The sequence below is a fragment of the Bradyrhizobium sp. 2S1 genome (assembly GCF_011516625.5).
GTDB lineage: Bacteria > Pseudomonadota > Alphaproteobacteria > Rhizobiales > Xanthobacteraceae > Bradyrhizobium > Bradyrhizobium septentrionale.
The window spans coordinates 6863559-6888911 of sequence record NZ_CP147717.1; the positions used below are offsets into that span (position 1 = coordinate 6863559).

Annotated in this window: 24 protein-coding genes and 3 pseudogenes; 11 read left to right on the top strand and 16 right to left on the bottom strand. The window is 60.1% G+C overall.

Going from position 1 to position 25353, the window contains the following annotated elements:
- Positions 1 to 418: 418 nt before the first annotated feature.
- Positions 419 to 598 (bottom strand): DUF3606 domain-containing protein, encoded by a 180-nt coding sequence (locus HAP54_RS32160; RefSeq protein WP_166294265.1) that lies wholly within the window; start codon positions 596 to 598, stop codon positions 419 to 421.
- 408 nt (positions 599 to 1006) lie between these two features.
- A pseudogene (locus tag HAP54_RS32165) lies at positions 1007 to 1595 on the bottom strand (IS5 family transposase).
- Between the two features lie 243 nt (positions 1596 to 1838).
- Here HAP54_RS32165 and HAP54_RS32170 point away from each other — a divergent pair.
- Positions 1839 to 5162, top strand: coding sequence for an AAA family ATPase (locus HAP54_RS32170; RefSeq protein ID WP_166294267.1), 3324 nt, complete (start codon positions 1839 to 1841; stop codon positions 5160 to 5162).
- Between the two features lie 195 nt (positions 5163 to 5357).
- On the opposite strand, the pseudogene HAP54_RS32175 reads toward HAP54_RS32170, so the two are convergent.
- From HAP54_RS32175 to HAP54_RS32220, 11 genes and pseudogenes are all read right to left on the bottom strand, one after another.
- Positions 5358 to 5468: pseudogene (locus tag HAP54_RS32175) on the bottom strand (response regulator); the annotation flags it as partial.
- 564 nt (positions 5469 to 6032) lie between these two features.
- On the bottom strand, positions 6033 to 6362 hold the full coding sequence (locus tag HAP54_RS52615; protein WP_166294270.1) for a DUF5681 domain-containing protein: 330 nt from the start codon (positions 6360 to 6362) through the stop codon (positions 6033 to 6035).
- Positions 6346 to 6753 carry a DUF5681 domain-containing protein gene (locus HAP54_RS32180; RefSeq protein ID WP_166294272.1) on the bottom strand — a complete coding sequence of 136 codons (408 nt, stop codon included), beginning with the start codon at positions 6751 to 6753 and terminating at the stop codon, positions 6346 to 6348. The genes HAP54_RS52615 and HAP54_RS32180 overlap by 17 nt, the downstream gene beginning before the upstream one ends.
- A gap of 218 nt (positions 6754 to 6971) precedes the next feature.
- On the bottom strand, positions 6972 to 8351 hold the full coding sequence (locus HAP54_RS32185) for a site-specific DNA-methyltransferase (protein WP_166294274.1): 1380 nt from the start codon (positions 8349 to 8351) through the stop codon (positions 6972 to 6974).
- Between the two features lie 18 nt (positions 8352 to 8369).
- The gene (locus HAP54_RS32190; protein ID WP_166294276.1) at positions 8370 to 8675 is read right to left on the bottom strand and encodes a ParB N-terminal domain-containing protein; all 306 of its coding nucleotides are present in this window, start codon (positions 8673 to 8675) and stop codon (positions 8370 to 8372) included.
- Between the two features lie 95 nt (positions 8676 to 8770).
- The gene (locus HAP54_RS32195; RefSeq protein WP_166294278.1) at positions 8771 to 9355 is read right to left on the bottom strand and encodes a hypothetical protein; all 585 of its coding nucleotides are present in this window, start codon (positions 9353 to 9355) and stop codon (positions 8771 to 8773) included.
- Positions 9356 to 9564: 209 nt separating this feature from the next.
- Positions 9565 to 10694, bottom strand: a protein-coding gene (locus tag HAP54_RS32200; RefSeq protein ID WP_166204126.1) for an IS3-like element ISRj2 family transposase whose coding sequence is annotated in 2 segments (ribosomal slippage) — positions 9565 to 10442 and positions 10442 to 10694 — 1131 coding nt in all. Because the reading frame shifts where the segments join, the coding sequence is not laid out codon by codon here.
- Between the two features lie 351 nt (positions 10695 to 11045).
- A complete protein-coding gene (locus HAP54_RS32205; protein ID WP_166294280.1) occupies positions 11046 to 11186 on the bottom strand; it encodes a hypothetical protein in 141 nt (46 codons plus the stop codon).
- A 767-nt stretch (positions 11187 to 11953) separates the two neighbouring features.
- A complete protein-coding gene (locus tag HAP54_RS32210; RefSeq protein WP_166294282.1) occupies positions 11954 to 12508 on the bottom strand; it encodes a hypothetical protein in 555 nt (184 codons plus the stop codon).
- The gene (locus HAP54_RS32215; protein ID WP_166294284.1) at positions 12505 to 13683 is read right to left on the bottom strand and encodes an ERF family protein; all 1179 of its coding nucleotides are present in this window, start codon (positions 13681 to 13683) and stop codon (positions 12505 to 12507) included. Before HAP54_RS32215 ends, HAP54_RS32210 begins: the two co-directional genes overlap by 4 nt.
- Complete coding sequence (locus HAP54_RS32220; protein ID WP_224741685.1) at positions 13667 to 14530, bottom strand: YqaJ viral recombinase family protein; 864 nt, start codon at positions 14528 to 14530, stop codon at positions 13667 to 13669. Before HAP54_RS32220 ends, HAP54_RS32215 begins: the two co-directional genes overlap by 17 nt.
- Positions 14531 to 15116: 586 nt before the next feature.
- Between HAP54_RS32220 and HAP54_RS32225 the strand changes: the two genes are divergently transcribed.
- Positions 15117 to 15428, top strand: a complete 312-nt coding sequence (locus HAP54_RS32225) for a type II toxin-antitoxin system HigB family toxin (RefSeq protein WP_166294286.1) — start codon at positions 15117 to 15119, stop codon at positions 15426 to 15428.
- The gene (locus HAP54_RS32230) at positions 15428 to 15802 is read left to right on the top strand and encodes a helix-turn-helix domain-containing protein (protein WP_166294287.1); all 375 of its coding nucleotides are present in this window, start codon (positions 15428 to 15430) and stop codon (positions 15800 to 15802) included. The genes HAP54_RS32225 and HAP54_RS32230 overlap by 1 nt, the downstream gene beginning before the upstream one ends.
- An 843-nt stretch (positions 15803 to 16645) precedes the next feature.
- On the opposite strand, the gene HAP54_RS32235 is transcribed toward HAP54_RS32230, so the two are convergent.
- Positions 16646 to 17140 (bottom strand): calcium-binding protein, encoded by a 495-nt coding sequence (locus HAP54_RS32235; RefSeq protein WP_166294289.1) that lies wholly within the window; start codon positions 17138 to 17140, stop codon positions 16646 to 16648.
- 6 nt (positions 17141 to 17146) lie between these two features.
- Positions 17147 to 17764 (bottom strand): calcium-binding protein, encoded by a 618-nt coding sequence (locus HAP54_RS32240; protein ID WP_166294291.1) that lies wholly within the window; start codon positions 17762 to 17764, stop codon positions 17147 to 17149.
- Positions 17765 to 17946: 182 nt separating this feature from the next.
- Here HAP54_RS32240 and HAP54_RS32245 point away from each other — a divergent pair, with 182 nt between their 5' ends.
- The 3 genes and pseudogenes from HAP54_RS32245 to HAP54_RS32255 form a co-directional block, all read left to right on the top strand.
- On the top strand, positions 17947 to 19281 hold the full coding sequence (locus HAP54_RS32245) for an IS1182 family transposase (RefSeq protein WP_166202952.1): 1335 nt from the start codon (positions 17947 to 17949) through the stop codon (positions 19279 to 19281).
- A 1377-nt stretch (positions 19282 to 20658) separates the two neighbouring features.
- Positions 20659 to 20808: a hypothetical protein gene (locus HAP54_RS32250; RefSeq protein ID WP_166294293.1), complete on the top strand. Its 150-nt coding sequence runs from the start codon at positions 20659 to 20661 to the stop codon at positions 20806 to 20808.
- A 122-nt stretch (positions 20809 to 20930) separates the two neighbouring features.
- Positions 20931 to 21086: pseudogene (locus HAP54_RS32255) on the top strand (transposase); the annotation flags it as partial.
- Positions 21087 to 21235: 149 nt separating this feature from the next.
- On the opposite strand, the gene HAP54_RS32260 reads toward HAP54_RS32255, so the two are convergent.
- Positions 21236 to 22365 (bottom strand): IS3-like element ISRj2 family transposase gene (locus tag HAP54_RS32260; RefSeq protein WP_166204126.1). Its coding sequence is split into 2 segments (ribosomal slippage): positions 21236 to 22113 and positions 22113 to 22365, totalling 1131 coding nucleotides; the frame shifts between segments, so codons are not numbered across the junction.
- Positions 22366 to 22532: 167 nt separating this feature from the next.
- Between HAP54_RS32260 and HAP54_RS32265 the strand changes: the two genes are divergently transcribed.
- Genes HAP54_RS32265 through tnpB (HAP54_RS32285) form a run of 5 tightly spaced genes read left to right on the top strand, consistent with a single transcriptional unit; the run spans position 22533 to position 25022 of the window.
- Positions 22533 to 22700, top strand: coding sequence for a hypothetical protein (locus HAP54_RS32265; RefSeq protein WP_166294297.1), 168 nt, complete (start codon positions 22533 to 22535; stop codon positions 22698 to 22700).
- Positions 22697 to 23047 (top strand): IS66 family insertion sequence element accessory protein TnpB, encoded by a 351-nt coding sequence (gene tnpB / locus HAP54_RS32270; RefSeq protein WP_166202960.1) that lies wholly within the window; start codon positions 22697 to 22699, stop codon positions 23045 to 23047. The genes HAP54_RS32265 and tnpB (HAP54_RS32270) overlap by 4 nt, the downstream gene beginning before the upstream one ends.
- Positions 23048 to 23101: 54 nt before the next feature.
- Positions 23102 to 24403 carry an IS66 family transposase gene (tnpC, locus tag HAP54_RS32275; protein ID WP_224741683.1) on the top strand — a complete coding sequence of 434 codons (1302 nt, stop codon included), beginning with the start codon at positions 23102 to 23104 and terminating at the stop codon, positions 24401 to 24403.
- 8 nt (positions 24404 to 24411) lie between these two features.
- The gene (tnpA, locus tag HAP54_RS32280; protein ID WP_166202956.1) at positions 24412 to 24807 is read left to right on the top strand and encodes an IS66-like element accessory protein TnpA; all 396 of its coding nucleotides are present in this window, start codon (positions 24412 to 24414) and stop codon (positions 24805 to 24807) included.
- Positions 24804 to 25022 (top strand): IS66 family insertion sequence element accessory protein TnpB, encoded by a 219-nt coding sequence (tnpB, locus tag HAP54_RS32285; RefSeq protein WP_166294299.1) that lies wholly within the window; start codon positions 24804 to 24806, stop codon positions 25020 to 25022. The genes tnpA and tnpB (HAP54_RS32285) overlap by 4 nt, the downstream gene beginning before the upstream one ends.
- The last annotated feature ends 331 nt before the right edge of the window (positions 25023 to 25353 follow it).

Below are 25353 nucleotides of genomic sequence, written 5' to 3' on the forward strand. Positions count from 1 at the left end.
GAGCATGCGCACGACGTTTCTTTGGAGCATCGGCAGGACTTGATGCTCCCTATAGGTCTTTGCATCTCGCCGAGAATGAGTGCGGCGTTGATCGAAGCGAGAGGCTTGCGGAGGTCGCGCCCAATTGCTCCCGTCCGCGGCGTCGCGAGCATGAAGTAGCTGAAGCCGCCGGTCGGTGACCCTGATTAACGCCATTCGCACGAACGGCTGCTCCCCCGCGGGTTTATGGTGACTTTGGGCACGTATCTTTAGCTTCGCAAATCCTAGTTTGAAGGAGCGTCTAGATTCTGGGGTTTTACAGGAAGTTCATATTGGCGCGCCTTTTCTAGCAACGCATCGCGAATGGGACCTGGCGGAAGAAGCGCTGCCTGACGTCGTGCTTCCTGCGCGCATTCGGCGGCCACTTCCTGCTCTCTTGTCATGATTTCGTTTCCAGCTCCTTGCGAACCGTCGTCGCGCAGTCGCCGACTTTTTCGACAGCCTTTCGCAGATCTTCCTTTGACACGCCGAGCGCGTGGGTCCAGCGTTTAACCTGTTGGGGATCGCGGATGTTGATCTTTGACCTGTCGAACTGCACTTTTTGAGTCAGGCGGTTCATTTCGGTCTTCTCCCAGAGAAAGTACAATCGCAGACGTGCTTGATGGTTCCTTTCTTCGGTCTTGGTCTCCGATGTGCGGCCCGATGAGGGACTAACGGTCAAAGTCGATAGTAAGACGGTACGCCCCTCCCGCGCGCAGCACCCGGTCACAGCCGCCGGCGTCGTCAACGCGGAATGCACGCCGTTGACTGCCGACGGTCGCGGTTAAGCCCCTGGCTTCGATTATAGATCCTCGCGAATGTCCGCGTCGGCTCCGGTAGCCGGCCTTGTTCAAACGTTCTGTTCGAACGTACCATCCAGACCGCAAGCCGGGCGTACCCGCGCCTCAGCGTCGGCATGAACCATTCATGGTCGCCCTGATCCACGCGGCAGCCGGTTCTATTTGAGCGTCCACCAGGGAATGGCAATTCAGGCGCGGGACGGAGCCACCCAGGTCGAGTTGCGAGCCGCGGCTGCGGCCAGCCTGTCGTAGCGCGTCGCCACGCGACGACATTGTTTGATCCTGTTGAAGAACCGCTCGACCTGGTTGCGAGCACGAGGCGAGACAGCAGTTTTCCGGCAAGTCGAACGTCATGGGCCTCACCGGGGCTCAGCGCCAGCCGTACCGGCAGCCATCGACCACCGCATGGATTTTGCTCGTCAAGTCGCCGCGGGACCTTCCCATCGATTGGCGCTGGTTCGTTGTGATGCAGGCTCCATGCTGATGCACGCGGACAATGGAAGTGTCGATCATCTGGACAGCAGCATCCTGGGCAGTGGCAAGCGCTTCTATGATGCGGCTCCAAACACCGGCCCGCCGCCACCTGACAAAGCGGTTGTAGCAAGTGGTGTAAGGGCCAAACGCCGTCGGCAGATCACGCCAGGGTGCTCCTGATCGGAGGACCCGGAAGATGCCATTCAGGACCCGTCTGTCGTTCACCCGAGGAACGCCACGCGGCTTGTTCGGCAGCATCGGCTTGATGGCGGACCATTCATAGTCGGCGAGTTCGTAGCGCATGATTCGAGCCCCCATTCGAGAGTTTGAATCACGGCAGTCCGGCCAAACGCAACGCTCTTGGCACGACCCTGGTACGGCGCTTACGGACAAGAGCGGACATCACCAGCCCTCAATCTCTGTCAAAACTGTCGAAAATGACCGGACAAGCAACCTCACGGCGGGCGCTGGAATAAGTCGGCTCGCGTGGTAGACTTTCGGTCCTATCGGTCCAGATTGGTTTGCGCAAGATCCGGAGGGGCCGCGATGCAGCAAATTGCCGACTGGCTCGAAAAGCTCGGAATGTCCGAGTACGCGCAGCGTTTTGCTGAAAACGGGATTGGTTTCGCAGCACTTCGCCATCTGACTGATCAGGACCTTAAGGACATCGGCGTACTGCTCGGGCATCGGCGCATAATCCTTGCGGCTATCCAGGAGCTTGGGAGTCCTGCCGTAGCTCAACGCGTTACGGCCGAGTTGAAGCCCCAAGATGCCGCCGAACGTCGCCAAGTCACTGTTATGTTCTCGGACCTTGTGGGTTCAACAGCACTTTCAGCACGCATGGACCCTGAAGACCTACGCGAGATCATTTCCGCGTATCAGAAGTGCGTCACCGACATCGTGCGGCGGTTCGGCGGCTTCGTTGCGAAGTATATGGGCGATGGGGTACTGGTGTATTTCGGGTATCCGCAGGCGCACGAAGACGATGCGGAACGGGCCGTCCGGGCGGGGCTGGAGTTGGTAGCTGGCGTAGGTGCTCTGAAGATTCGTGCGCCCCTGCAGACGCGTATCGGCATCGCAACGGGACTGGTGGTTGTCGGCGACCTCATCGGGTCCGGCGCTTCTCAGGAGCACGCCATAATCGGTGAAACGCCAAACCTTGCGGCACGTTTGCAGGGCATTGCTGAGCCGAACAGCGTCGTCATTGCGGAGAGTACTCGGAAGCTGTTGGGCAATCTGTTCGAGCTTGAAGAATTTGGGCCGAAAGAACTCAAAGGTATCTCAGGCGCCGTAGGGGCATGGGCTGCGTTGCGGCCGGCTTCAGTCGAAAGCCGCTTCGAGGCCTTGCACGCGAACGGATTGACCGAGCTTGTTGGGCGGGACGAAGAACTCGAACTCCTGTTGCGACGCTGGTCCAAGGCAAAGAGTGGTGAAGGCCAAGTAGTGCTGCTCTCCGGCGAGGCTGGTATTGGCAAATCGCGGCTTACGGCGGCGCTGCTGGAAAGCATCGCTAACGAGCCGCATACCCGATTGCGCTATTTCTGCTCGCCGCAGCATACCGACAGCGCTTTTTATCCGATCATCGGCCAGATGGAACGGGCCGCACGATTTGCGCATGACGACGCGCTGGAAACAAAGCTGGACAAGCTCGATACAGTATTGGCGCAGACTTCAACCTCTTTGGAGGATACGGCGCTATTCGCCGACATGCTGTCGCTGCCAAAAGACGGACGCTACGCGGCGCTCGACATACCCTCCGAACAGCACCGCCAGCGGACATTTGAAGCGCTCGGGTCACAGGTGGAGGCATTGTCGCGCTCCACACCTGTGCTAATGATCGTCGAGGATGCACATTGGACCGACCCCACGAGTCAGGAAGCTTTCAGCGGGGTCGTTGACCGGCTTCGGACCTACCGTGTGCTGTTGATTGTGACGTTTCGTCCAGAGTTCGAACCGCACTGGATCGGGCGGCCCTACGTCACTGCTCTCACCCTCAATCGGCTGGCGCAGCGCGAAATCGAGACGGTGATTGATCACATCGTGGGCAACCAGCTTATCTCGGCGAGCGTGCGGCAGGACATCATTGAGCGCACGGACGGGATTCCCCTTTTCGTGGAGGAGATGACGAAGGCGGTCCTGGAGACCAAGAGTGAGGGCGAAGCGCGGCGAACTACAGGCAATATTCCGTCACCTGCGTCGGCGGTCCCCGCAAGCCTGCACGCCTCGCTTATGGCGAGGCTCGACCAGCTCGGGTCCGCCAAGGAGGTGGCCCAGATTGGTTCCGCGATAGGGCGAGAGTTCTCTCACACCCTGCTTTTTTCCGTTGCGAGCAAGCCGGAGCCAGAGTTGGCATCCGCCTTAGACCGTCTGATCTCCGCTGGCTTGTTGTTCCGACAAGGTGTGCCTCCGTATTCCAGCTATCTATTCAAGCACGCTCTGGTGCAGGACGCTGCCTATGGCACGCTGCTGCGCCGAAGACGGCAAGAGTTGCATGCACGAGTTGCCACCACCTTGGAGCAGCATTTCGCAGATCTGGTCGATCGGCAGCCCGAGATACTGGCCCATCATCTGACGGGTGCCGGACAGGCGGAACGGGCCTCTGATCAATGGCTAAAAGCTGGCCAGTTTGCGGCTTCCCGCTCCGCGTATGCCGAGGCGGTCAGTCATTTCGATCGTGGTTTGTCCCTGCTGCCATCTCTCTTGGATGCGCAGCGCGATCGGCAGGAGATCAAGCTGCAACTCGCTAAAGGCGTGTCTCTTAGTAACGCCAACGGCTTCTCCTCGGCCGAAGCAGCTAAAGCGCACGCTCGTGCGCACGAGCTTTCCGATAAGATAGGGGACATCGATTCTCAGTTCACCGCGATATGGGGGTTGTGGACTTTCCGACGCACGTCGGATTGGAATGCGGCGCGCCAGCTTTCAGATAGGCTCCTGAGCCTGGTCGAAAAGAGTAATAATGTCGGCCTTCGGCTCGAAGCTCATCATACGGGCTGGACAACACATTTCTTCTGCGGCGAACTTGCTCCGGCGCAGGAACATTGCGAGAAGGGCCGAACCCTTTATGAGTTCGAGCAGCACCGGACGCACGCACACATCTACGGCCACGACCCCGGAGTCTGTGCAGGAACGCTAGGTGCCTGGAGCGCCTGGCTGCTCGGCTACCCTGACACGGCGCTCGCTCGCGTGAATGACGCGTTGGCGCTTGCGGAACGGGTGAACCATCCCTTCAGCCTTGCTATGGCGCGTCTGCATGCGTCGATATTGCACCAGTTCCGACGTGACTCAGCGTCGGTGCTGCAGTGCATTGAGAGCGCAGAGACCCTAGCGGCTGAGAAGCGGGTTGCCTTGCCGCTCGATCCACGAGTCCTCCGCGGCTGGGCGTTGTTGGCACCGGATAAAATTGAGGCGGCGATTGCCTCCTACCGCGCCGCGCTTGCTGATCCGGCGAAGCAAGGCACGATCCAGTACGCTCCCTATAGCTTTGCGCTCTTTTGCGAGGTGCTTTGTCGCACGGGAAACCACCCCGGCGGAGCCGAAGCCCTGACGGGTGCTGCTGCCATTGCGGAACAAAGCGGCGAGCACTGGTGGGATGCGGAAATCTCTCGGCTGCGAGGGTTGGTGGCATTATCTCGCGGCCAGCTCGGAGGGAGCAACGCATGGCTGCTGAAGTCCCTACAGACCGCTCGGCAACAACGGGCGAAATCACTTGAGCTCCGGGCAGCGACGAGCCTTGCCCGCTTTTGGCGCGATCAGGACAAACGCACCGCGGCACGTGATCTGCTGGCTCCGGTTTACGGCTGGTTCACTGAAGGGTTCGACACGCTCGATTTGAAAGAGGCCAAGGCGTTGCTCGACGACTTGGCGTCGTGAGCCAGTCCAATGGTCTAGCGACTTCCGAGCTTGGCCCATCGCGACATATTGCGCTGCCGCACGAAGTCGGTTGCTTATAGGGGCAAAGCAGATATTGCTTTAGTCGCATCACGCCACCGGGTTTATGATGGGGTACACTGCCTAGAATGGCGAAATCGAACTCACCACGGTTTGCCAGGTGAACCGCTTGTGGAGACCAGCCTCGGCCGCGGCCCTGTGACCTAGCTCCTCCAGCATTTCCACCAGCATCATCCTGATCATTGTCTCGTCCTCAACGAGGAAGACAGAATAGGGTGGTTCTGTCATGGTGGAATGCCTGCCGTTTTTGTCGGGCCAGATCGGCTCCATAAGCTTAACCCGGCGCGCGCGTGTCGCACCTCAATTTGGGCATTAAGCTTGATGTCCGCGTTGCAGGTTAAATCTGGAACGATCTTTTAGGCCGGTCGGTTGGGCCGATCTGTTCGTGCCTTCGTCTCCATCACACGGCTCATCGCCGGGGGCTTTCTTTGACCTTAAATCCAATGGCTCCGGCGGCCGCGGTAGGGGCAACCTGAGCGCTTTGGACGCCAGCCCCACGAAGCCAAACTCGCAGGGCTTGGGAACCGCGCTACGCGATCGCGCACGGGGCTTGGCGACTGATCCACGCAACGGGCAATCGGGTCCAGCCAGATATGGCGATATGCTCCGGGTGCATCAGCTTGATCCAGTCCGCCGCCGTCGGCTGAATAGAGGCTCTCAGTGTCTCTCGCGTGCCTGTCGAAGACCAGCCCCCATGAATGATCGAAGGCCGTCACGGTCGCGTTGCCGCTGGCTGCGTCCTAGCAAAATGCGCCCTGACGCTCCCTAGGTTGTTCGCTTATGAGCCTGGCATTAGAGCCTCTCGTCGGCTTCGGTGATCCCAAATGTTATTTTATCACCAGGCAACGGATCCCCAGGAAACTGCCTACGGAGTTGGTCCAACAGGCGCGCCGCAGCGATATCTTTGTTGAGGGCCATGGTGTAGATCTGATTCACGTAGGCGCTCCAACGTAACATCGTGACGGCGTCTCCATCGATCTCAAGTCGGACTTGTTCCTGTGCAACTTTGCGAAACAGAAACCCGAGAGACTTCGGTCGCTTCGCTTGTTTTGGGCGACCTCTTGGATTTCCTGATTGGCCTTTTTTGAATTGTGTGTTCTTCGATCTAGTTTGCGCGCTCATTAGACTCTTCCGACATCGGGTTCTTTGCTGTGAGTTCGCTTCGTTCGGGCACAACAACGAACTCTATCTCAGATGGGCCCTCGGCGTCTGGGCCGAAATGTTGCTTTGCCATTGTTGCTATGATCCTTGCTGCATCGATATCTCCTCTCATCGCCTTGTTGAACAACTGCCGAAGGTGGATCTCTGCTCTTGGCATTCGTTTGCGCTTGCCGTCGATGTTGACGACAAGCTCCTCGTTATCGATCGATTGCAGGATCCTTCCGGGGTGAAATACCTGAGTATTCTTTTTGGGTCGCCCGCGTGGATTCCCGGACTGACCTTTTTTGAAGCGCGAACCTACCGGCGGCTTTCGGTAGCCCACCTTATAGCCTTCCGCGTTATCCTTGCTCACCGCTCTCTTCCCTTTCGCATTCGATCTCAAACGCGGGACCGGCTTGACGGTCGGATGAAGTTCCCGAGCATTATTGCTTTTTCGAGCCTGGTCGCTGGCGACCGGGGTGAACTCCCCGAGTATTCCTTTTGGGCCGCCCGCTCGGATTCCCGGACTGACCCTTTTTGAAGCGCGCACCTACCGGCGGCTTTCGATAGCCTACCTCATAGCCTTCAGCCTTATTCCTGCTCACCAGTCTCTTCCCTTTCAGATTCGATCTCTCTGAACAGCTTTCCATCCGATAACCGAACGGCATCTTGTCCCGTCAGATTCTGCCAGCGTCGGATCGCCGTATCGATATAGAGCGGGTCGAGTTCGATCCCACGACAGAGGCGGCCGGTTCGTTCTGCGGCAAGCAGCGTGGTGCCGCTGCCTAAGAACGAGTCGATGACGATTTCGCCGCGATGCGAACAGTCCAACAGGGCGTCCATGACGAGCGGGACGGGCTTGACCGTCGGATGCAGTTCCAGAACGTTATTGCCTTTTCGGGCTTGGGTGCTGGCGCTGTCGTACTTCCAAATGTTGCTGCGATTTCGGCCATTCTTGCCGAGTTCGATGTTGTTCGTGTGCCGCGCCGTGCCGGACTTGAAGACACATACGAGTTCATGCTGGGAGCGATACAGCGATCCCATGCCGGCAGCGCTTTTGACCCAGACGGCAATGTTCTTCAATTCGCTATAGGCCTCGCGGCCCGCGGCAAGAAGCTCGTCGAGATGCGCCCAGTCCATGAAGACAAAATGGATTGCTCCGCTCTTGCTGTACTTCGCAAGCAGCATGCAGCTATCCTTTAGGAAGCGAATGAACTCGTCCCTGCTGAGCTCTCCAACACCTTGAGCAAACTCACGATGGACAGTCTTTCCTTTGCCAGAGACGTGTCCGTCGATGGGGACGTTATAGGGCGGATCGATGACGACGACACCGCCGTGTTCGTTCTGCATGAGCTCCTTGAAGGTGGACTCCGATCTGGCGTCCCCACACAAAATGCGATGGCAGCCCAGTTGCCACAGCTCACCCGCCTGGCAGACCGGAACCCCCGTAACTGAGCCGGTATCTTCGGTGTTTTCGACGGGCAGCTCGTTAAGTTTTTGGATCGTCAAATCGATTTCCGGCAAGGTGAACCCGGTTACCGTCAGGTCAAAATCCCGGTCGAGCTCCTTCAGCTCCAGGAGCTGTTCGCCGAGCAGTTGCTCGTCCCAATGCGCATTCAGCGCCAGCTTGTTGTCCGCAATCCTGAGTGCCTTGAGCTGAGCGGCCGACAGGTGCCGGATCTCGACCACGGGTATTTTCGCTATTCCTAGCTTCTTGGCTGCGAGCACCCGTCCGTGGCCGACGATTACGTTCCCCTTGTCATCGGTGACAATGGGCATCACGAAACCAAACTCTCGGATGCTGTCCGCGAGCTGATTGACCTGACGATTGGAGTGCTGGCGCGGATTGCGGGGATCCAGAACGAGATCTCCGAGGGGTCGATATTGAATCTGAATCTCGATTACGCCCGCATTGGTCGCCCCGCTGCGTCGGGCCGCCGCTTTCGCGCTTCTTTGGGATGAACCCGTCATGTGAATTCCTTCCGCGGATTATCTGGGTGACAGTTCGGTGGGCAAATGGCTGGTGCAGATTGCGGGAATCTCCGTCAGCTCCAGGTGCCGCACGGCTTCGCGCCGCCCGTGGCCGGCGCCGAGCACGTTGTTGGGATCGACCACGATTAGCCGGGCGAAGCGATGCGCCCGCATCGATCGGGCCGGCTTGCGGAGCTGCGCGGGAGAGTGGGTCGTCGGGTTACCCGGGTTGGGCTTGATCTGGTCGATCGCCGGATATGTGATCTGGTGACGGACCTCCGCAGCGCGGATGTACTTCGGGTTGATGGTCGGAGGGATGTTCACGTTGCCTGGTCCTCAAAAGTCGAGAGAGCAGGCGAGACATGGGCTATTCGGCTGCAGGGATCGAGTTCACAGATTGAAGAAAAAAATGAACCCAGTTATCGGGCCAACTGGATGGATACGAGCTTCTTGGGATCGATCGGTAACTTATTGTTTTTGATAATGAATTCGAATTCCTTTGTGTATGTTAGGACCATAAACAGGAATTCCGCGTCGGCGATCAGGTTGCCGTAGCCGGTCTTCTTTTCGCCCACGCGCTCGCGATCGTTGATCGTCACAGCAACCGCGGCCGCAAGATGGATCACCGGCAGGCTCGGCCGCCAGACCCTTGTCTTAAAGTTTTCGGGGCTGGACTGGTTTGCTTCTTTCATTGCGTATTCGGCGAGCTGATTGAGGGAAAGTCGCTGAACTCCGCGAGGAAGCTTAACAGTATGTCCTGAGGCCCGTCGTAAGAATGGGATAACAATTTTGGCAGCGACCATGCGATCCCGAATGAGACGGTCTAGTGTCTTTAGGTCATCTTTGATTCTTTGTTCGTCACGAAAAGCATATTTCTCTTTCACGAGTCCGTCTGCGCTGCCGAACTCCTTGAACATTGCTCTTAAGTGAGCCGCACAAACAGACGTCGCTAAGTCCGCGCGCTCTGCATCCGTCGCTAAAGGAAAAGCGAGGAGTACAAACAATGCCGCCCCGCATTCGAAGAGAGTCTGACTGCGAGCATCGAGGACGAACGTACGAGGAGAGGGAGAGCTGGCGCCGGTTGTTTGGACAGCGCCCCGCGGGATTTAAGTGGATTCCTGCCGGGTTATGCTGAACGCGGGGCCTTACGATTTTGTCGTTGCGTCGGGAGGGCGTAGCCCGACCAGAGCGACGACAAAATCGTCGGCGACGGTCATGCGGCCATCACCATAGCTTGCGTGCCGAAGTAAGCCTCGTCGGGCGTGCGCCCGTCAAGGCTCGAGTGAGGGCGTCCCTGATTGTAGAAGGCCAGATACTTGGCAATTGACGCTCGCGCCTCGGACACGCTGTCGTAGGCGCGGAGATAAACTTCTTCGTATTTGACCGTGCGCCAGAGCCGCTCGACAAACACGTTGTCGCGCCAGGCGCCCTTGCCGTCCATGCTGATGGCGATCTTCGCGTCCAGCAGCACATCGGTGAACTCGAGGCTGGTGAACTGGCTGCCCTGGTCCGTGTTGAAAATCTCGGGCCTGCCGTGCTTCGCCAACGCCTCCTGGACCGCTTCGACGCAGAAGGCCGCCTCCATTGTGATCGAGACGCGATGGGCCAGGACCCGTCGGCTGAACACATCGACGACCGCCGCGAGATAGACGAAGCCACGCCGCATCGGAATGTAGGTGATGTCCATTGCCCACGCCTGGTCGGGCCGCTCGATCTTCAATCCGCGCAACAGGTACGGGTAGATCTTGTGACCCGGTGCCGGCTTACTCGTGTTCGGGCGACGATAGACCGCCTCGATCCCCATGCGCTTCATCAGCGTCGCGATGTGGCGGCGACCGGCGTATACGCCCTCCCGCCGCAGCAACGATCGCTGCATACGCGCTCCCGCGAAGGGATAATCGAGATGCAGCTCATCGAGCCGACGCATCAAGGCAAGGTCCTCGGCCGAAACTGGCCGAGGTTCATAGTAGACCGTGCTGCGAGCCAGCTTCAGGACCTTCGCCTGGCGCACGATAGAAAGATCATGACCGCGGTCGATCATCGCTTTGCGCTCAGCAGGCCCGCCTTGGTGAGCGCGCCGGACAAAAAATCGTTTTCCAACGCCAGCTCGCCGATCTTGGCATGTAACGCCTTCAAATCGACCGGCGTCTCGGCCGACGCCTTGTCATGCCCAAACACGCCGGCGGCGCCTTCCAGGAGCTGGTTTTTCCAGATCGTGATCTGGTTCGGATGAACATCAAACAGTTGCGCCAGCTCCGCCAGCGTCTTGTCGCCTTTGACCGCAGCCAAAGCAACCTTCGCCTTGAATGCCGGAGAATGCATCCGGCGGCTCTTCTTCGTCATCTTCGCTCCTGATTCGCGGCAAGAATCCTCGCCGCTGTCAGGCAGAAAATCCACTCAAGCTACTGTCCGAATTTGCGGAGCCAGCTCTGAGCATTCGCAAGCTCCCAAAAGCTAAGACTAGTCCAATCAACTCACGCGCCACCAGTTCGGTGCCAGGCACCTATTTAGCAGGGATTGCTGGAGAGGTCTGAGGATTGTCGTCGCCAAAGTAGATGCGCGGAATGCAATTTACTGTAGGCACAGCCGCCGAGCCTGGCGCGCGACCGGATCTCCGCCCGACAATGTTCGCGACGCGAACTTTCGAGGCGAGCGAGAGGCGGGTCATCATTATGCCGATTGCCGTGATCCAGCCTACGGGGGCCCGGATTGCGATGCCGTGCCCATCGAGCCAGTTCGCCTGAACGTGACGGTCAGCACCATGACATGGGTGATCACGACATAGCCGACGCAGGCCAGTCCAGCCGCAAACAGGAGGCGATCGGTATGTGGCACGACGTCACCGGCGTTCCACGGATATCCACATCGACGGCCGGCAAGGTCACGCTATTGTTGTCTGCTGCTTAACTCTAGAAGACGACCCGCGCGAGATCGACTAGGCTCACAACCGCAGAGGGAGTAGCCATGTCCAGACAAAATGAGAGGGCGCTGCGGCGCCAGATGAGAAGCCGGTGCTTACCAGACTCCGCAGGGCGCAGGCATGGGGGATGGCTGGATCGGAGGATTTGCCCTGTTACCGATTGCCCTGTTACTGCGAATCCATTCCCCTGTTATCGCAGCATATTCCCCTGTTAACTTCCGTGCTCGATCTCTCGAAAGACCGGCATTCATTGGCTTTTTGCCACGGAGTCGCCATTTCGAGGCAACGAAACAGGACGAAGTCCCTGTTATTGCCCTGTTATGCAGGGAATTGGGCCTTCGAGACTGGTTACGGTAGGCCGGGCCCGCCATATCCTTCGCTCGCAAGGTGAGCGAAGGATGACATGCAGAAGCCTAGCCGCGGAGGAGGGCCTGTTGCAGCGAGCCACTTCGCGAAAGCGTACTCGTCTCGTACCCGTCACTGCGAGGAGCGAAGCCACGAAGCGATCCCTCGCACCGCATACGGTAGGGTTCGCTTCGCTCGCGCCGCCCGCGCCAAACTAGTTCGGCATCAGCACCGCGTCGACGCGGCGGCTGTTTCGTGCGCTGATGATGATTGCGCCGTTGCGGGTCGCAAATCTCGCACCGACGAGCCGCGGAATTTCTCTGCCAGTTGCGATCACCTATCGGCCGTTCCGACGGTGATCGATTTCCTTGAGTAACAGCGTTCGGCGCTTCTGGGTCGCAATCAACAGCCCCTCGAACATCAAGAAGATCTCCCTGGCTTGGACAAAGACCTCCAGGTTCAACGCCTGGTGATCAAATCCGTAACCGGCCAGGCGCGCCTCGATTTCGTGCGCGGCGGTGCGATCCGACCGCCAGCTTAGGGCGTTTTGACGGAGGTGGGAGGTGGCGTCCTCGGCGAACTCCGGTGCGATGCCCGCGAGGTCGATGCGGCGCAGCGAGGCCTCAATCGCTTGCTGGCGGTGATCCTCCAACAGCGCGTGGCGCAGCAGTCGGTAGCGACGGATCTCCCATGAGAGTTCCGCAATATCGATGGCGCTCAGCCATTCGAGGGCCGATCGCGGCGCGACGTCGGCGAAGACGGCCTGCCGCAGCAAATGATACGCTTCGAGGCTCTCACCGGGCAGTAACAGTGGAGCTGGAATCAAGGCATCAAGGTCCCGCGGCAGCGCGGCGACCGCCAGCTGTTGGGCGGCGGGGACGGGCCCGTTCATGACGCGGCCGCCGCCCGGCCGACGCTGGCGGGGCGCGCGCCGTTGTCAAGAGGCGCCGTGCGGGTTTCCTGCATCGGACTCGCCTGCCAAAGCTCCTTGGCCAGTGGGAGCGGCGCAATCTGCATGTCGGCCCACCAGGCTTTTTCGTTGCCATGGCGGTGCAGATCCTGGTGGTGCGTGCGGCAGAGCGGCACGGTGAACTCGTCGCTGACCTTGCGGCCCAACGTCCTGGGCTGAGCGAACTTGAGGTGATGGGCATCGGTCGGGCTCTGTTTGCAGACGAGACAGGGCTGTCCACGAATGAAGAGGAGATGCGCCTTGCTGCGCTTGCGGGGGCTCTCCTTCGGGAAAGCGAGCCCGGCATCCCCGGCATCGTGACGGGCGTGATCTTGTCCGGCCTCGCCGGCGGTGGCTTCGGGCCGAGGCTGCGGGGCAGGGGCCGGCGACACCGATGGCTCGTTCGCTGCCCTGCTGGCCGCGGGAGGCGCGGTCTCAAGCCGCCTCTGGTAGGCGGCCTCCACGCGCCGGGCGTCGTCCTCGATGAGGGTGTTCTTGAGCGGCAGGCTCGCCTTGGCCCACACTAGTAGAGCCTCGGTGGAATGTGCGGCCTCAAGCTCGCTCAGCAGCCGCGCGCAGAGCTCGGCGGATTGCTCACGGCCGAGCACCGCCGGGCGGTTGAGGACGCCCTTAAGAGGCTTGGCCTTCGCTCCGAGGACGGTTTGGGGCTTGGCGGCGGGAGGGGCGGCAATCGCGTCGGGGGCGTCGAGATCATCCTCGCCGGCGATCCCGACCAGGGCGAACAGCGCGTAGCGGCGGGCGTAGGTTAGGGCCGCGCCCATCCGGTGCGGCGCCTCGGTGTCCTTGGCGGCGCAGACCGGCAGCTCGGAGGAGATCCACTCCCCGGAGGAATGGGCAAGCAGGGTGGTCAGGTGAATCTGCGCGCTGGCCGCCTCCAGGCGGGTGGTCTGGACGGTAGCGATCTCCTGCTGGCTTAGGGCTTTGCGGACGATGTCGAGGCCGCTCGCGAGTGAGGCGTAGCGGAAGGTTCGATCGTCCTCCCTGGGGAAGGCCGAGCGGATGGTGGCGATCAGGGTCTTTTCGGGGTTGACGAGGTCGGCCTGGGCCCTCGCCAGGGCGGCGGCGATGGCGCCGATGTGCTCACTGGACTGCAGCATCGGCATTCTCCAGCTCGATGGCATCGAAGCTGATGGCGCCGGATTTGGACCGTTTGGCGCGCACGCCGTGGCCGGTCGCCTCTTTGGCATCCTCGGGGACGAGCGTCTTCAGGTCCGCTTTCGCCACCTCGTGGTCGCCATGGGCGGCCCGGGTGCGCAAATAGGTCGCGGCCAGCTCGGCCCAGAGATTGGACCCGCTCATGTCGACGACCTTGATGGCTTCCAGCCGCGGCCGCGGCGGCTCGACGTCGAACAGGGATGGCGGCTCGCCGGACTGGACGCAGCGCCAGAACTTCTTCTCGGCGGTGAGCAGGAGGTGCTGGTAGAGCGGATCGGCATGAACCTTGATCTCGACCCATTTGCCGCCGCCGGTGATCACCGACAGCACGGCCGAGCGCGCCGCGATCACCCACATGTTGTGCTGCAGCTGCGCCATGTGCTTTGCGGCAGCTGTCTCTTCGGTGAAGGCCCAGGGCAGCATGAACTTGGCCTCGAACACCGCGCCGGTCGGTTCGACGATGCCGTCCAGGGTTGCGGCCATCCAGCGATGGACGGGATGCCGGACCCGCTTCTGGACGTCCGCAATGGTGTGCCCGCTGTGGCGCTGGTACCAGGAACGGTTCAGCGCCTCGGTGATGCTGCCGAGTTGCACGACGAGATTGTTGGAGAGGTCTTCCGGCGCGATCTCACCCCGCTTCTCCTGCCACAGACGCGTAAGGTCCGCCGCATCCTGGCCCATGATGACGCGCGCATCCGAGCCGCCGATGAAATGACGGCGATCGGCCGGGTTGAATTTGACGAGTTGGAATTGTGGCTCTGTGACGCCACCGGTCTGAACAGCACTCACCGGTCTCTCCTGATGTGAACAGCGCGGCGATGGTTGCCGCACTGCCCAAACCCCGCGGGATGCGAGGTGAGAGACCGAGGCCGTTTCTATGCCCGGCCGACTCAGTAACGCTCCGTTTGCTGCGGAAGACCAGTCCTTTCTGCAGCAACAATCTTGCTCTTTTGGCGTCAAAGCTTGATGCCGAGAGCGGATCGGAGCGAGCTGGTGGACGTCACCGGAGAAGGAAAGACGAGGGGAGAACAGGGATGGCGTCAGATCGACAAATCGAAGCCAATCGCAACAACGAAGCATGGGTCCCAAAACCGGCGATGGCGCAGCCAGGTTCAACCAAAACGCGTTGCGCCACGGCGCGGCAACGGCGATCATCATCGCGCGTCGGCCTCTAAAGAAGCTGGGACCGACGAATCCCGAGGCGGACTCGATCAAGCGATCGAGGTTTTTGCCGACAAGGTTGTGAATAAGCTCCCAAGCACTTCGGACGCCGATCGGCGTCGGGACCCCACGCCGAATAACACCCTCTTGAATGACTTTCCCAAAAATGGAAATGCCCTCTTCCATTTCTTGGAAATCCGGATAGTATCCATCAATGCTGGTGATCGGCACGGACATCGTTGAGCGCTATTTTGCCGAACGCTCCAGTCATCGGGGCATCGATGCGGCGCGCGCTCAATACAGGGCATGGCTGGCGATTGCGGAGGCTTCGGACTGGCGGACGCCGCAACAGGTGAAGCAATCGCATCCCAAGGCGAGCATCCTGAAAGGCGGACGCGTGGTGTTTAACATCAAGGCCAACGACTACCGCCTGATCGCCCTGGTTCAATATCGTGATGGCGTATTGATGATCCGCTTTTTCGGCAGTCATGAAGACTATGACAAGGTGGACGCGGAGACGGTCTGATGAAGGCGACTTTGATCATTATCCAGAACCGAGCCGATTATGAGGCGGCCAAGGCGTTTGTCGGCAAGCTGATGCAATCGAACGAAGCTGCCGATCGTGCGCGCATGGTAGCACAGGCTCGCCTTATCGAGGCGTATGAACGCGCGCGCTGGCCGCGCAAAGCGCCGCCATTGCCCGATTTGCTGACCTACCTGGTGGAGCAACATGGTTTGACGCGTGCTGATCTTGCGCCACTTCTGGGCACTGCGAGTCGCGTCAGTGAGGTCATGTCAGGCAAGCGCGAATTGAGCATGACGATGGTCAAGCGTCTGCGCGAACGTTTCCATATTCCGGCGGATTTGTTGATTTCTGCGAGTGGAAGTGTTGCGGCCTAGCTAGGTCGATAGGGGTGCGAGAGCGCGCCGTTAAGGTGGCGGCGATTGGCGGGACTAAACTTGGCGACCTTAAACCCCGGATCGACAACGTGACATTCTTGCTCTTTTTTCGCTGAAACCTTGATGCCGGTTTGATCTGAGCGAGGAAGTGACCGGTGAGGGGAGAAGAGGGCATGGCGTCAGATCGACAAATCGAAGCCAATCGGAAAAATGCCAACCGCAGCACCGGTCCGAAGACAGAACAAGGGAAGGCCCGATCAAGCGGGAATGCGCTCCGTCACGGGCTGTCGCGGTCGATGGTGTACGAGAGCACAGGGACTGACGCGCTAAGGCGCGCTCTTCTCAATCGCTTTGAGCAAGAAGGGCTGGCGCTCGAGCCGGCCGTCCTTGTGAGCACCCAGCAGGAGCTTGCCCGCGTCCGCACGGCTCGTTACGAATGCTCGCCGCATTCCTGTTGGCCCCGAACACGGCGCTAGCAAAGCGGATTCGCGGCCTTGCGCGTTACGAAAGCAACGGCGTTTGCAAAGCGGAAGCGCGTTACCTTGGCCAGCAGGAGCAGTCGAGCCGCGTCAGAAACGACTGGAATTTCGGTAGACGTGGAGGGACAACCGTTTAAGGCAAACCATTCAGCAGGCTGGCCATTGATGGTCAATTTTTTTCGCCGAGCCCCAAACAACATAGAAGCGCTCATGTACACGCTGGCAGAGCTTGCCGAGTTGCCTCGCTTCTGTGGGGAAGACGTCTCGCGCGTATATCTTGGGCGCCATCGCCTTAGGGTCGTAATGGAAAAACGGCGACCCTAAGAAGGGGCGCCGTTCTCCCTTTTCTGAAGGATCTCGAAGCCTACGACACAATGCTGAAATTGGCTGCCGTGACCGTGCCTGCGGTAGCGCCGTTCAGCCAGACCGCAGTGTCGCTGTCGACCTGGATGACGAAGTAGGCGCCGTTCTGGTAGGAGTGCGACAGCACGTCCGAGAACGAACTGAAGCCGGTGCCATTCAGCTGCACGTTATCCGTGGCTGCGTTCCAGTCCTGAACCACCTCGACACCCGGCACGTCGTTCGAGACGAAGGCGTTGCTGCCGCCGCCGCCGAAGTAGTAGTTCACGCCGCTGCCGCCGTCGAAATAGTCATTGCCGGCGCCGCCGAGCAGAACATCGACGCCGTCGCCGCCATACATGGTGTCGTCGCCATTGCCGCCGTAGAGATAGTCGTTGCCTTGGTTGCCATACATGACGTCGTTGCCGTCGTCGCCGTTCTCGATCACCTGGCCCTGGGCGGCGATGATGATGTCGTTCCCGGCTCCGCCGTAGGCGTTGCTGAGGTCGCCACTGCTCATGTAGATTCAGTCGTCGCCGGCATCGCCTTCGAGCAGATCGGTACCCCCATCTCCGCTGAGAGTATCGTTGCCGGTGCCGCCATACGATGTATCGTTGCCGGTGCCGCCATACATCAAGTCGGCCCCGTCGCCGCCGAACAGAAGGTCGTTGCCGGCGCCACCTGCAAGGACGTCGTTGCCGAGTCCGCCGTACAGGCCCGGCGAAGCGGTGAAGCCCGAAGCGTTGATGTTGGCGCCGCTATCATCACCTTCGCCACCGTAGATCGTATCGCTGCCGTTCGAGCCATACAGGGCATCGCGACCGGCACCGCCATCGATAACGTGCTGCTGCGTGGCGAGCGAACCGCCATCCTGAACCCAGTCGTCGCCACTGCCGCCATACTCGTACTGCTTAACGGCGCTATTGCCGCCCTGGATCAAATCGTTGCCGTCACCGCCATAGAAATTGCCCCAAGCGGTGCTGCTCCAGAGCGCATACAGATAATCATTGCCCTGGCCGCCTTCCCAATAGTCGAAACCGACGATGCTGGCTCCCAGCGTGTCGTTGCCCTGGCCGCCATAGAGTGAGTCAGCAGCCCCCGGGGCAACGCTGTTGTTGGTGCTATCGCCGTAAAACACGGTCATGGAACATCTCCATCAATATCGGCTCTTCGTCGAGCCAGCCAAAAAAACTCAGGCGGCCGCAAAACTGAGACGGCCGGGACGATATGGCCTCAAAAGGCCGGACTCTAAACAAGGCGTTGACCTAGGAGCTTGTCTGGATAGTCGCTGTTCAAATCTGGTCGGGTCTGATTCAACATTGGGCGATGAGCAAGTATTTTCGGCCTTGGAACATCGATCAGACGCTGCTTCTGCCGCCGAATGTGCAGGACTTCGTGCCGAAAGGCCATGTCTCGCGGTTTATGGTTGATCTGGTGCGGGAGAGCCTCGATCTCAGGGAGATCATGGGCAGCTATGTGAGCGGGCTTGGGCAGCCGCCGTTTGATCCGCGGATGATGGTGGCGCTGCTGCTGCATAGCTATGCGAGTGGGCTGTATTCGTCGCGTCGGATTGCCAAGGCCTGCCGGGAGCGGAACGATTTTGTGATGATCGTGGCGCTGGATGCGCCGGATTTTCGGACGATCAGCGACTTTCGCAAGCGACATTTGAAGGCGCTCGGCGCGCTATTCGTGCAGGTTCTGAAGTTGTGCGAGACGGCCGGGCTGGTCAAGCTCGGTCATGTCGCGCTGGATGGTACGAAGATCAAGGCGAACGCGTCGAAACACAAGGCGATGAGTTATGAGCGCATGAAGAAGCGCGAGGCGGAATTGAAGGCCGAGGTCGCTCGCATGCTGGCGGCCGCCGAGGCGGCGGATGCCTCGGAGGATGAGACTTTCGGCAACAGCGACGAACTGCCGGACTGGACCGTCGACAAGCAGAAACGGCTGGCGAAGATCCAGCAAGCGATGGCGGCGCTGGAAGCGGACGCCAAACTGGCGGCGGAGGAAGAGCGCCGCATCGAGGCCGAAAAGGAACAGCAGCGCCAGGCCGAAGGCCGCAAGAAGCCGGGCAAACCGGCGGCGCTGCCATCGGAGGAACCCAATCCCAAGGCGCAACGCAACTTCACCGATCCGGAAAGCCGCATCATGAAGTCGAAGGATGGCTTCGTTCAGGCCTATAATGCCCAGGCGGCCGTCGATGCACATGCCCAGATCATTGTCGCGCAAGAACTGACCCAGCACGGCAGCGATCAGGGCCAGTTGGTGCCCCTGATCGAGGCCATCGAGAGCAATCTTGGCCGCAAGCCGCGGCAGGCCTCAGCGGATTCCGGCTACTGCAGCGAAGCCAATCTCGAAGCGCTCGACACACGCAGCATCGATGGCTATGTCGCGCCCGGACGCGCCAAGCACCCGACAGTAGCGAACGGAAAAGTCGGCGGCCCGCTGACACAGGCCATGCGAAAGAAGATCGACGATGGCGGCTTCGAAACACCCTACCGATTGCGAAAGCAAGTGGTGGAGCCGGTGTTCGGGCAGATCAAACAGGCAAGAGGCTTCCGCCAGTTCCTGTTGCGGGGCATCGAGAAAGTGCGCGCCGAGTGGACAATGATCTGCACCGTCCATAACCTCCTCAAGCTGTTCAACCTCGCAAACGCAGCCTGAGCCTGCTACTCTACAACAAATGCCCGTCACGAAAACATATCTGGACGGGCTCCTAGCATCCAACCATGTTGGTATCGGCGACGGTTGCAAGGTTCAATGGGATCGAAAAAACACCTTGCTTCAACTTCCAAAGCCGGCCGTGGAAATAGGTGGCCGGCGTTTGGCACCACAAGCCGGAGTTGCGAGGAGGCTCCTCCGGCTTGAGACAGTGGAAAGAGGCTCGGAAGGAAAGTTCCCGGACCCCGTCTCGCTAGCTAACTATAGACGAATTCGCCGTCGAACGAATATTGTGGTGGCGTTCACACTCGCGCAGATCCACAGGATCTACGTTTCATTGCTGACGATGAAACATCTCCGTTAATATGTCGAGCGTTCTGACGTGCGGCTCTTCGTCGAGCGGCTCAAAGACTCGGCAATCTAAAGCGAGAAAATCTTATCGGTCACGCGCTGCCGAAGTCAAACGTGCCAATCACAGCTTGCGACAGCCATGCGAAGCGCACCCCCTGTGTAACAGTCCTCACAACTTGGATACACCCCGGCATCGACGCGCCCCGAAAACATTCGGAGAATGAATGTCCCGCTGACTATTCTGGATATGCGCGTCGCAACGTTCGTCACTCAGCTTGCTTTCGGAACCCAACCTGCTTCATGATTGCGAAGGCCATTCCCGACCGTCAACGGGAATGGCCGGGCCCCAGCATCCCTAGCATCCAAAAAGGTTGCTGGGGCGCTTGATTTGAATCGCCGGACCGACACGTAATATCACTTTCTCCTGGGTATGCCCAATCTGGCCCGGAGTGGTTCCACGAGAGTACGACGGCTAGCGCCGCCGCCGCGACGGAGACCGCGTCCGGCGGATCAGCAAGGGTGGCCAAGACTGGACCAGGCTCATCCCTAGATTGTCGAGGCCGCCCTGATGCTGTCAGAAGCGGTTTGTAATCGATGACGACGGACGTATTGGCCAGACGGGTGACGACCTAAGCGCCCACCCCTCGATGTGCAAACGAACCTCCAACGACTTCTAGCGCTGGCCAAAGGGCATGTTCCTTTCTGACTTCGAGCAAGGCGAGCTTGGCCCAGGACTCTTCCGAAAGGTCTTGCGAGTTCGGGTTTGAGGGCCTGGTGTCGAAGAGCTCAGATCGCCCCTACCGCGGCGGCCGGTGCACGCACTGGATCGGACGCATCCGGCTATGTCGCGGGGCTCGACCGAGAGGTGGCGCACACATGTACCACTATGGCCTAAGCGTCACACATCTCTCGGAAATCTCAGATGCGTCGATTTATTGGATGCGCTACGCGGCGCGAAGAGGCTAAATCTCTCGCGCCGTGATTGCGGACACATTTCCTAATATTTCCGGATTCGCCGAAGGTGACATCATGAGCTTCTTCTCAGAAGCCGAATTGGATCAGATTAAAGACGACCCCACGACCGTCCTTGATCTCTACGACGCCGAGAGCGCGCGTTTTATTGCTGCGCTCAATATGCCTGGCCTAAGCGACGCCGCTTATAAGTCGGCATTTTGGTGAGCGTCATGCGGAGACCACGCGCTGAGGGTTGATCTGGTCGGCTAGGAAGATCTCGCGGAATGGTTTGTCGCGAGGTCACAATGTCAAAGGATAGTCGTAAGGATAGCGATAAGGATAGGCATATGCCTATCCTCGAACACGGCGCCGACACGCTGCAGCGTGTCGAGATCATCACCGGGACGGGCCGACGTCGGCGCTGGTCGACCGATGCGAAGGCGGCGATTGTTGCGGAGAGTTTTGCGCCGGGTGCAAGCGTGTCCGCAGTGGCGCGGCGACACGACAGAGCTGGCGCCGGTTGTTTGGACAGCGCCCCGCGGGATTTAAGTGGATTCCTGCCGGGTTATGCTGAACGCGGGGCCTTACGATTTTGTCGTTGCGTCGGGAGGGCGTAGCCCGACCAGAGCGACGACAAAATCGTCGGCGACGGTCATGCGGCCATCACCATAGCTTGCGTGCCGAAGTAAGCCTCGTCGGGCGTGCGCCCGTCAAGGCTCGAGTGAGGGCGTCCCTGATTGTAGAAGGCCAGATACTTGGCAATTGACGCTCGCGCCTCGGACACGCTGTCGTAGGCGCGGAGATAAACTTCTTCGTATTTGACCGTGCGCCAGAGCCGCTCGACAAACACGTTGTCGCGCCAGGCGCCCTTGCCGTCCATGCTGATGGCGATCTTCGCGTCCAGCAGCACATCGGTGAACTCGAGGCTGGTGAACTGGCTGCCCTGGTCCGTGTTGAAAATCTCGGGCCTGCCGTGCTTCGCCAACGCCTCCTGGACCGCTTCGACGCAGAAGGCCGCCTCCATTGTGATCGAGACGCGATGGGCCAGGACCCGTCGGCTGAACACATCGACGACCGCCGCGAGATAGACGAAGCCACGCCGCATCGGAATGTAGGTGATGTCCATTGCCCACGCCTGGTCGGGCCGCTCGATCTTCAATCCGCGCAACAGGTACGGGTAGATCTTGTGACCCGGTGCCGGCTTACTCGTGTTCGGGCGACGATAGACCGCCTCGATCCCCATGCGCTTCATCAGCGTCGCGATGTGGCGGCGACCGGCGTATACGCCCTCCCGCCGCAGCAACGATCGCTGCATACGCGCTCCCGCGAAGGGATAATCGAGATGCAGCTCATCGAGCCGACGCATCAAGGCAAGGTCCTCGGCCGAAACTGGCCGAGGTTCATAGTAGACCGTGCTGCGAGCCAGCTTCAGGACCTTCGCCTGGCGCACGATAGAAAGATCATGACCGCGGTCGATCATCGCTTTGCGCTCAGCAGGCCCGCCTTGGTGAGCGCGCCGGACAAAAAATCGTTTTCCAACGCCAGCTCGCCGATCTTGGCATGTAACGCCTTCAAATCGACCGGCGTCTCGGCCGACGCCTTGTCATGCCCAAACACGCCGGCGGCGCCTTCCAGGAGCTGGTTTTTCCAGATCGTGATCTGGTTCGGATGAACATCAAACAGTTGCGCCAGCTCCGCCAGCGTCTTGTCGCCTTTGACCGCAGCCAAAGCAACCTTCGCCTTGAATGCCGGAGAATGCATCCGGCGGCTCTTCTTCGTCATCTTCGCTCCTGATTCGCGGCAAGAATCCTCGCCGCTGTCAGGCAGAAAATCCACTCAAGCTACTGTCCGAATTTGCGGAGCCAGCTCTCGACATCAGTCCAAGCCTGTTGTTTCTCTGGCGTCGCCAGGCTACGCGGGCGCAGGTCGCGGAGCGCGGGGACAGAGGCATGCCACCTGGCTTTGTGCCGGTCGCGATCACCGGCTGTGGGCGCCCGAGTGAGGAGCAGGCGGCGATCGAGATCGAGGTCGGCGCGATTCGCATCCGTGTCAGGGGGACAGTCGACCGGGAGGCACTGTGCGAGGTGCTGGCGGCGGTCGGGACGGTTGGTCGATGATCGGGCTTCGAGCTGGGTTGTCGATCTGGATTGCGACGCAGCCGGTCGATTTCCGCCGCGGCATGGACTCGCTGGCGATGCTGGTGAGCGAGGCCTTTGGAGCCGATCCGTTCGACGGCGGACTTTATGTCTTCCGCTCCAAGCGCCGAGATCGCGTGAAGATCCTGACTTGGGATGGAAGCGGCCTTGTCCTTTACTACAAAAGAATCGAGGGGCAGTTCACCTGGCCGCCGATCAAGGAAGGCGTCATGTCGCTATCTCATGCTCAGCTCTCGGTGCTGCTCGATGGCTCGGACTGGAAGCGTGTGCCGATGCGAGTTGTGGATCAGCCGATGCGAGCTGGTTGATCATTATCAAGAGTCGTTCGTCACTCATGCGGAGTTGTTGTAGAATCGCTCTGCATGAGTGATTTGCCTTCCGATCCAGCATTGCTCCGACAAGCCGTGATGACGCTATCGTCACGGCTTGCGGCGTTGTCGGAGGAATGCAGCACGCTGGCGACCGAGCGTGATGCAGCGATCGCCCAACGCGACGCTGCGATCCAGGAGAACGACAAGCTCCTGATGATCCTGTCCCAGTACAAGCGCACGATCTTCGGTCCGCGCTCCGAGACACTGGATATCGGACAGCTGTCTCTCTTCACCATCAGGGCACAGGCGGTTCGTGCCGCCGCCAACGACGACGTGACCGGAGGCAGGCTGCCTGACGGAGCGGAGGGCCGTGGAAAGCGACCGGCGCGACGCAACCGGGGGAAGCTTCCGGAGCATTTGCCGCGCATCGATGTCGTGATCGATATCGAGAGCCACATCTGCCCTTGCTGCGGCGAGCAGCTGCACAAGATCGGGGAGACCGTCAAGGAAGCCTTCGACGTCATTCCGATGCAGTACCGGGTCAAGCGCATCATGCGTCCACGGTACGGCTGCCGGGGATGCCGCCAGGGTGTTCTGCAGGCACCCGCGCCGGCCCAGGCGATCGACGGTGGAATGGTGACGGAAGCCTTGCTGGCCCACGTCGCGGTGATGAAATACGGCTACCAGCTGCCGCTGTATCGCCAGGAACAGATGTTTGCCGCCCAAGGCATCACGCTCGACCGGCAAACGCTGGCCTCGTGGATGGGCCGCGTCGCCTGGTGGCTGAAGCCGCTTCACGCGCTGTTGCGCCGCGCAGTGATGTCCTACCCGCGGCTGTTTGCCGACGAGACGCCGCTGCCAGTTCTCGATCCCGGCCGTGGCAGAACCAAAGTCTGCCAGTTCTGGGCGATCGCCACCGACGACCGCCCGTGGGGCGGCCCGGCGCCGCCGGCAGTAGTCTACGTGTTCGCCGAGGATCGCAAGGCAATCCGCGCCAGGCAGCTGTTTGGAGACTACGACGGCATCCTGCAGGTCGACGGCTACGCCGGGTACAAGGGGCTGATTAAAAACGGCGGCCGTCTGGTACAACTGGCGTTCTGCTTCGCGCATGCGCGGCGGAAGTTCTGGGACGTCCACATCGCGACGAAATCGCCGATTGCCGCGGAAGCGCTGCAGCGGATCGCGATGTTCTACGCCATTGAGGATCGCATTCGCGGTTTGCCGGCGACGCAGCGAGCTGCGGTGCGACAATCCGACACCAGACCGCTGATCGAGGACTTCAAGCCCTGGCTCGAGGCGCGACGTATCCGTCCGAGGGCGGCCGTCTTGCGAGTTTTTCCGATCTGTAGCTGACTGTCCTTATGGACGGACATAAGGACAGTGCGGTGCTGAGCCGCATGGATTTGGTGGAGACCGGTCGGCGGCGACGCTGGACGCGTGCGGAGAAGCTCAGAATCGTAGAGGAGAGCTTCTCGGGGCCACGACTGGTGTCGGCGACGGCTCGCCGGTATGGGATATCACGTCAGCTTCTGCTGAGCTGGCGCAAGGCTTGGACCTGTCATGATCCGGCCGAAGAGGATTCGATCGGCCCGACATTCGTCCCTGCGATAGTTGCGGCAAGTACGCCGCCAACGACGGAAGCTGTCGAGACAGGTCAGATCGAAATCGTGAGCCCTCAGGGGCTGCGCGTGGTCTTCGGCCCCGGTGCGGATATCGAGGCGGTCGTTCGAATTGCTCGGGGCCTGGCGCGCCGATGATCCCGATCCCGACGGGCGTGCGGGTGTGGCTGGCGACGGGCCATACCGACATGCGGTGCGGCTTTCCGAGCCTGGCTCTGCGCGTGCAGGAAGTGCTCAAGCGCGACGCCATGGGCGGCGGTCTTTTCTGCTTCCGGGGCAAACGCGGTGATCTATTGAAGGTCATTTGGCACGGTGTGCTGCAGAGCATGAAGGAGGTGAATAACCGAATTTAATGCGTACAGCTTTATGAGAGATGGAGGATGGCCCTCCTGCATCGGCGTTTCAGGCGCAGATGCAAAACCACGACACTGTGGCTTCGCTTAAAAGGCGCGGTCATGAGCAAGTGTTGCAAAAGTCCCGGGTGTACGGGGCAGGTAAGTATCCAGAAGGCGAGCGAAAGCGAATCTTCCGATGACGCGTCGAAAATTACTAAGGCGTCGCCAAAATCAGGGGCGCGTGCCATCCCTGAGATCAATCCGTGAGGCGCCTGGATTACTGCGCGGATGGCGACCGGCGTTTAGGGGACGCGATCTGGATACAGGCTCTTGTAGAGAACTGCAGGAA

Coding starts and splice junctions, on each gene's coding strand:
- HAP54_RS32265 (WP_166294297.1), top strand. CDS start 22,533: ATGCCACCTGGCTTTGTGCCGGTCGCGATCACCGGCTGTGGGCGCCCG.
- HAP54_RS32250 (WP_166294293.1), top strand. CDS start 20,659: ATGAGCTTCTTCTCAGAAGCCGAATTGGATCAGATTAAAGACGACCCC.
- HAP54_RS32185 (WP_166294274.1), bottom strand. CDS start 8,351: ATGACGGGTTCATCCCAAAGAAGCGCGAAAGCGGCGGCCCGACGCAGC.
- HAP54_RS32240 (WP_166294291.1), bottom strand. CDS start 17,764: ATGACCGTGTTTTACGGCGATAGCACCAACAACAGCGTTGCCCCGGGG.
- HAP54_RS32210 (WP_166294282.1), bottom strand. CDS start 12,508: ATGAACGGGCCCGTCCCCGCCGCCCAACAGCTGGCGGTCGCCGCGCTG.
- HAP54_RS32160 (WP_166294265.1), bottom strand. CDS start 598: ATGAACCGCCTGACTCAAAAAGTGCAGTTCGACAGGTCAAAGATCAAC.
- HAP54_RS32170 (WP_166294267.1), top strand. CDS start 1,839: ATGCAGCAAATTGCCGACTGGCTCGAAAAGCTCGGAATGTCCGAGTAC.
- tnpB (WP_166202960.1), top strand. CDS start 22,697: ATGATCGGGCTTCGAGCTGGGTTGTCGATCTGGATTGCGACGCAGCCG.
- HAP54_RS32245 (WP_166202952.1), top strand. CDS start 17,947: ATGAGCAAGTATTTTCGGCCTTGGAACATCGATCAGACGCTGCTTCTG.
- HAP54_RS32235 (WP_166294289.1), bottom strand. CDS start 17,140: ATGAGCAGTGGCGACCTCAGCAACGCCTACGGCGGAGCCGGGAACGAC.
- tnpC (WP_224741683.1), top strand. CDS start 23,102: ATGAGTGATTTGCCTTCCGATCCAGCATTGCTCCGACAAGCCGTGATG.
- HAP54_RS52615 (WP_166294270.1), bottom strand. CDS start 6,362: ATGAGCGCGCAAACTAGATCGAAGAACACACAATTCAAAAAAGGCCAA.
- tnpA (WP_166202956.1), top strand. CDS start 24,412: ATGGACGGACATAAGGACAGTGCGGTGCTGAGCCGCATGGATTTGGTG.
- HAP54_RS32215 (WP_166294284.1), bottom strand. CDS start 13,683: ATGCTGCAGTCCAGTGAGCACATCGGCGCCATCGCCGCCGCCCTGGCG.
- HAP54_RS32230 (WP_166294287.1), top strand. CDS start 15,428: ATGAAGGCGACTTTGATCATTATCCAGAACCGAGCCGATTATGAGGCG.
- tnpB (WP_166294299.1), top strand. CDS start 24,804: ATGATCCCGATCCCGACGGGCGTGCGGGTGTGGCTGGCGACGGGCCAT.
- HAP54_RS32225 (WP_166294286.1), top strand. CDS start 15,117: ATGCTGGTGATCGGCACGGACATCGTTGAGCGCTATTTTGCCGAACGC.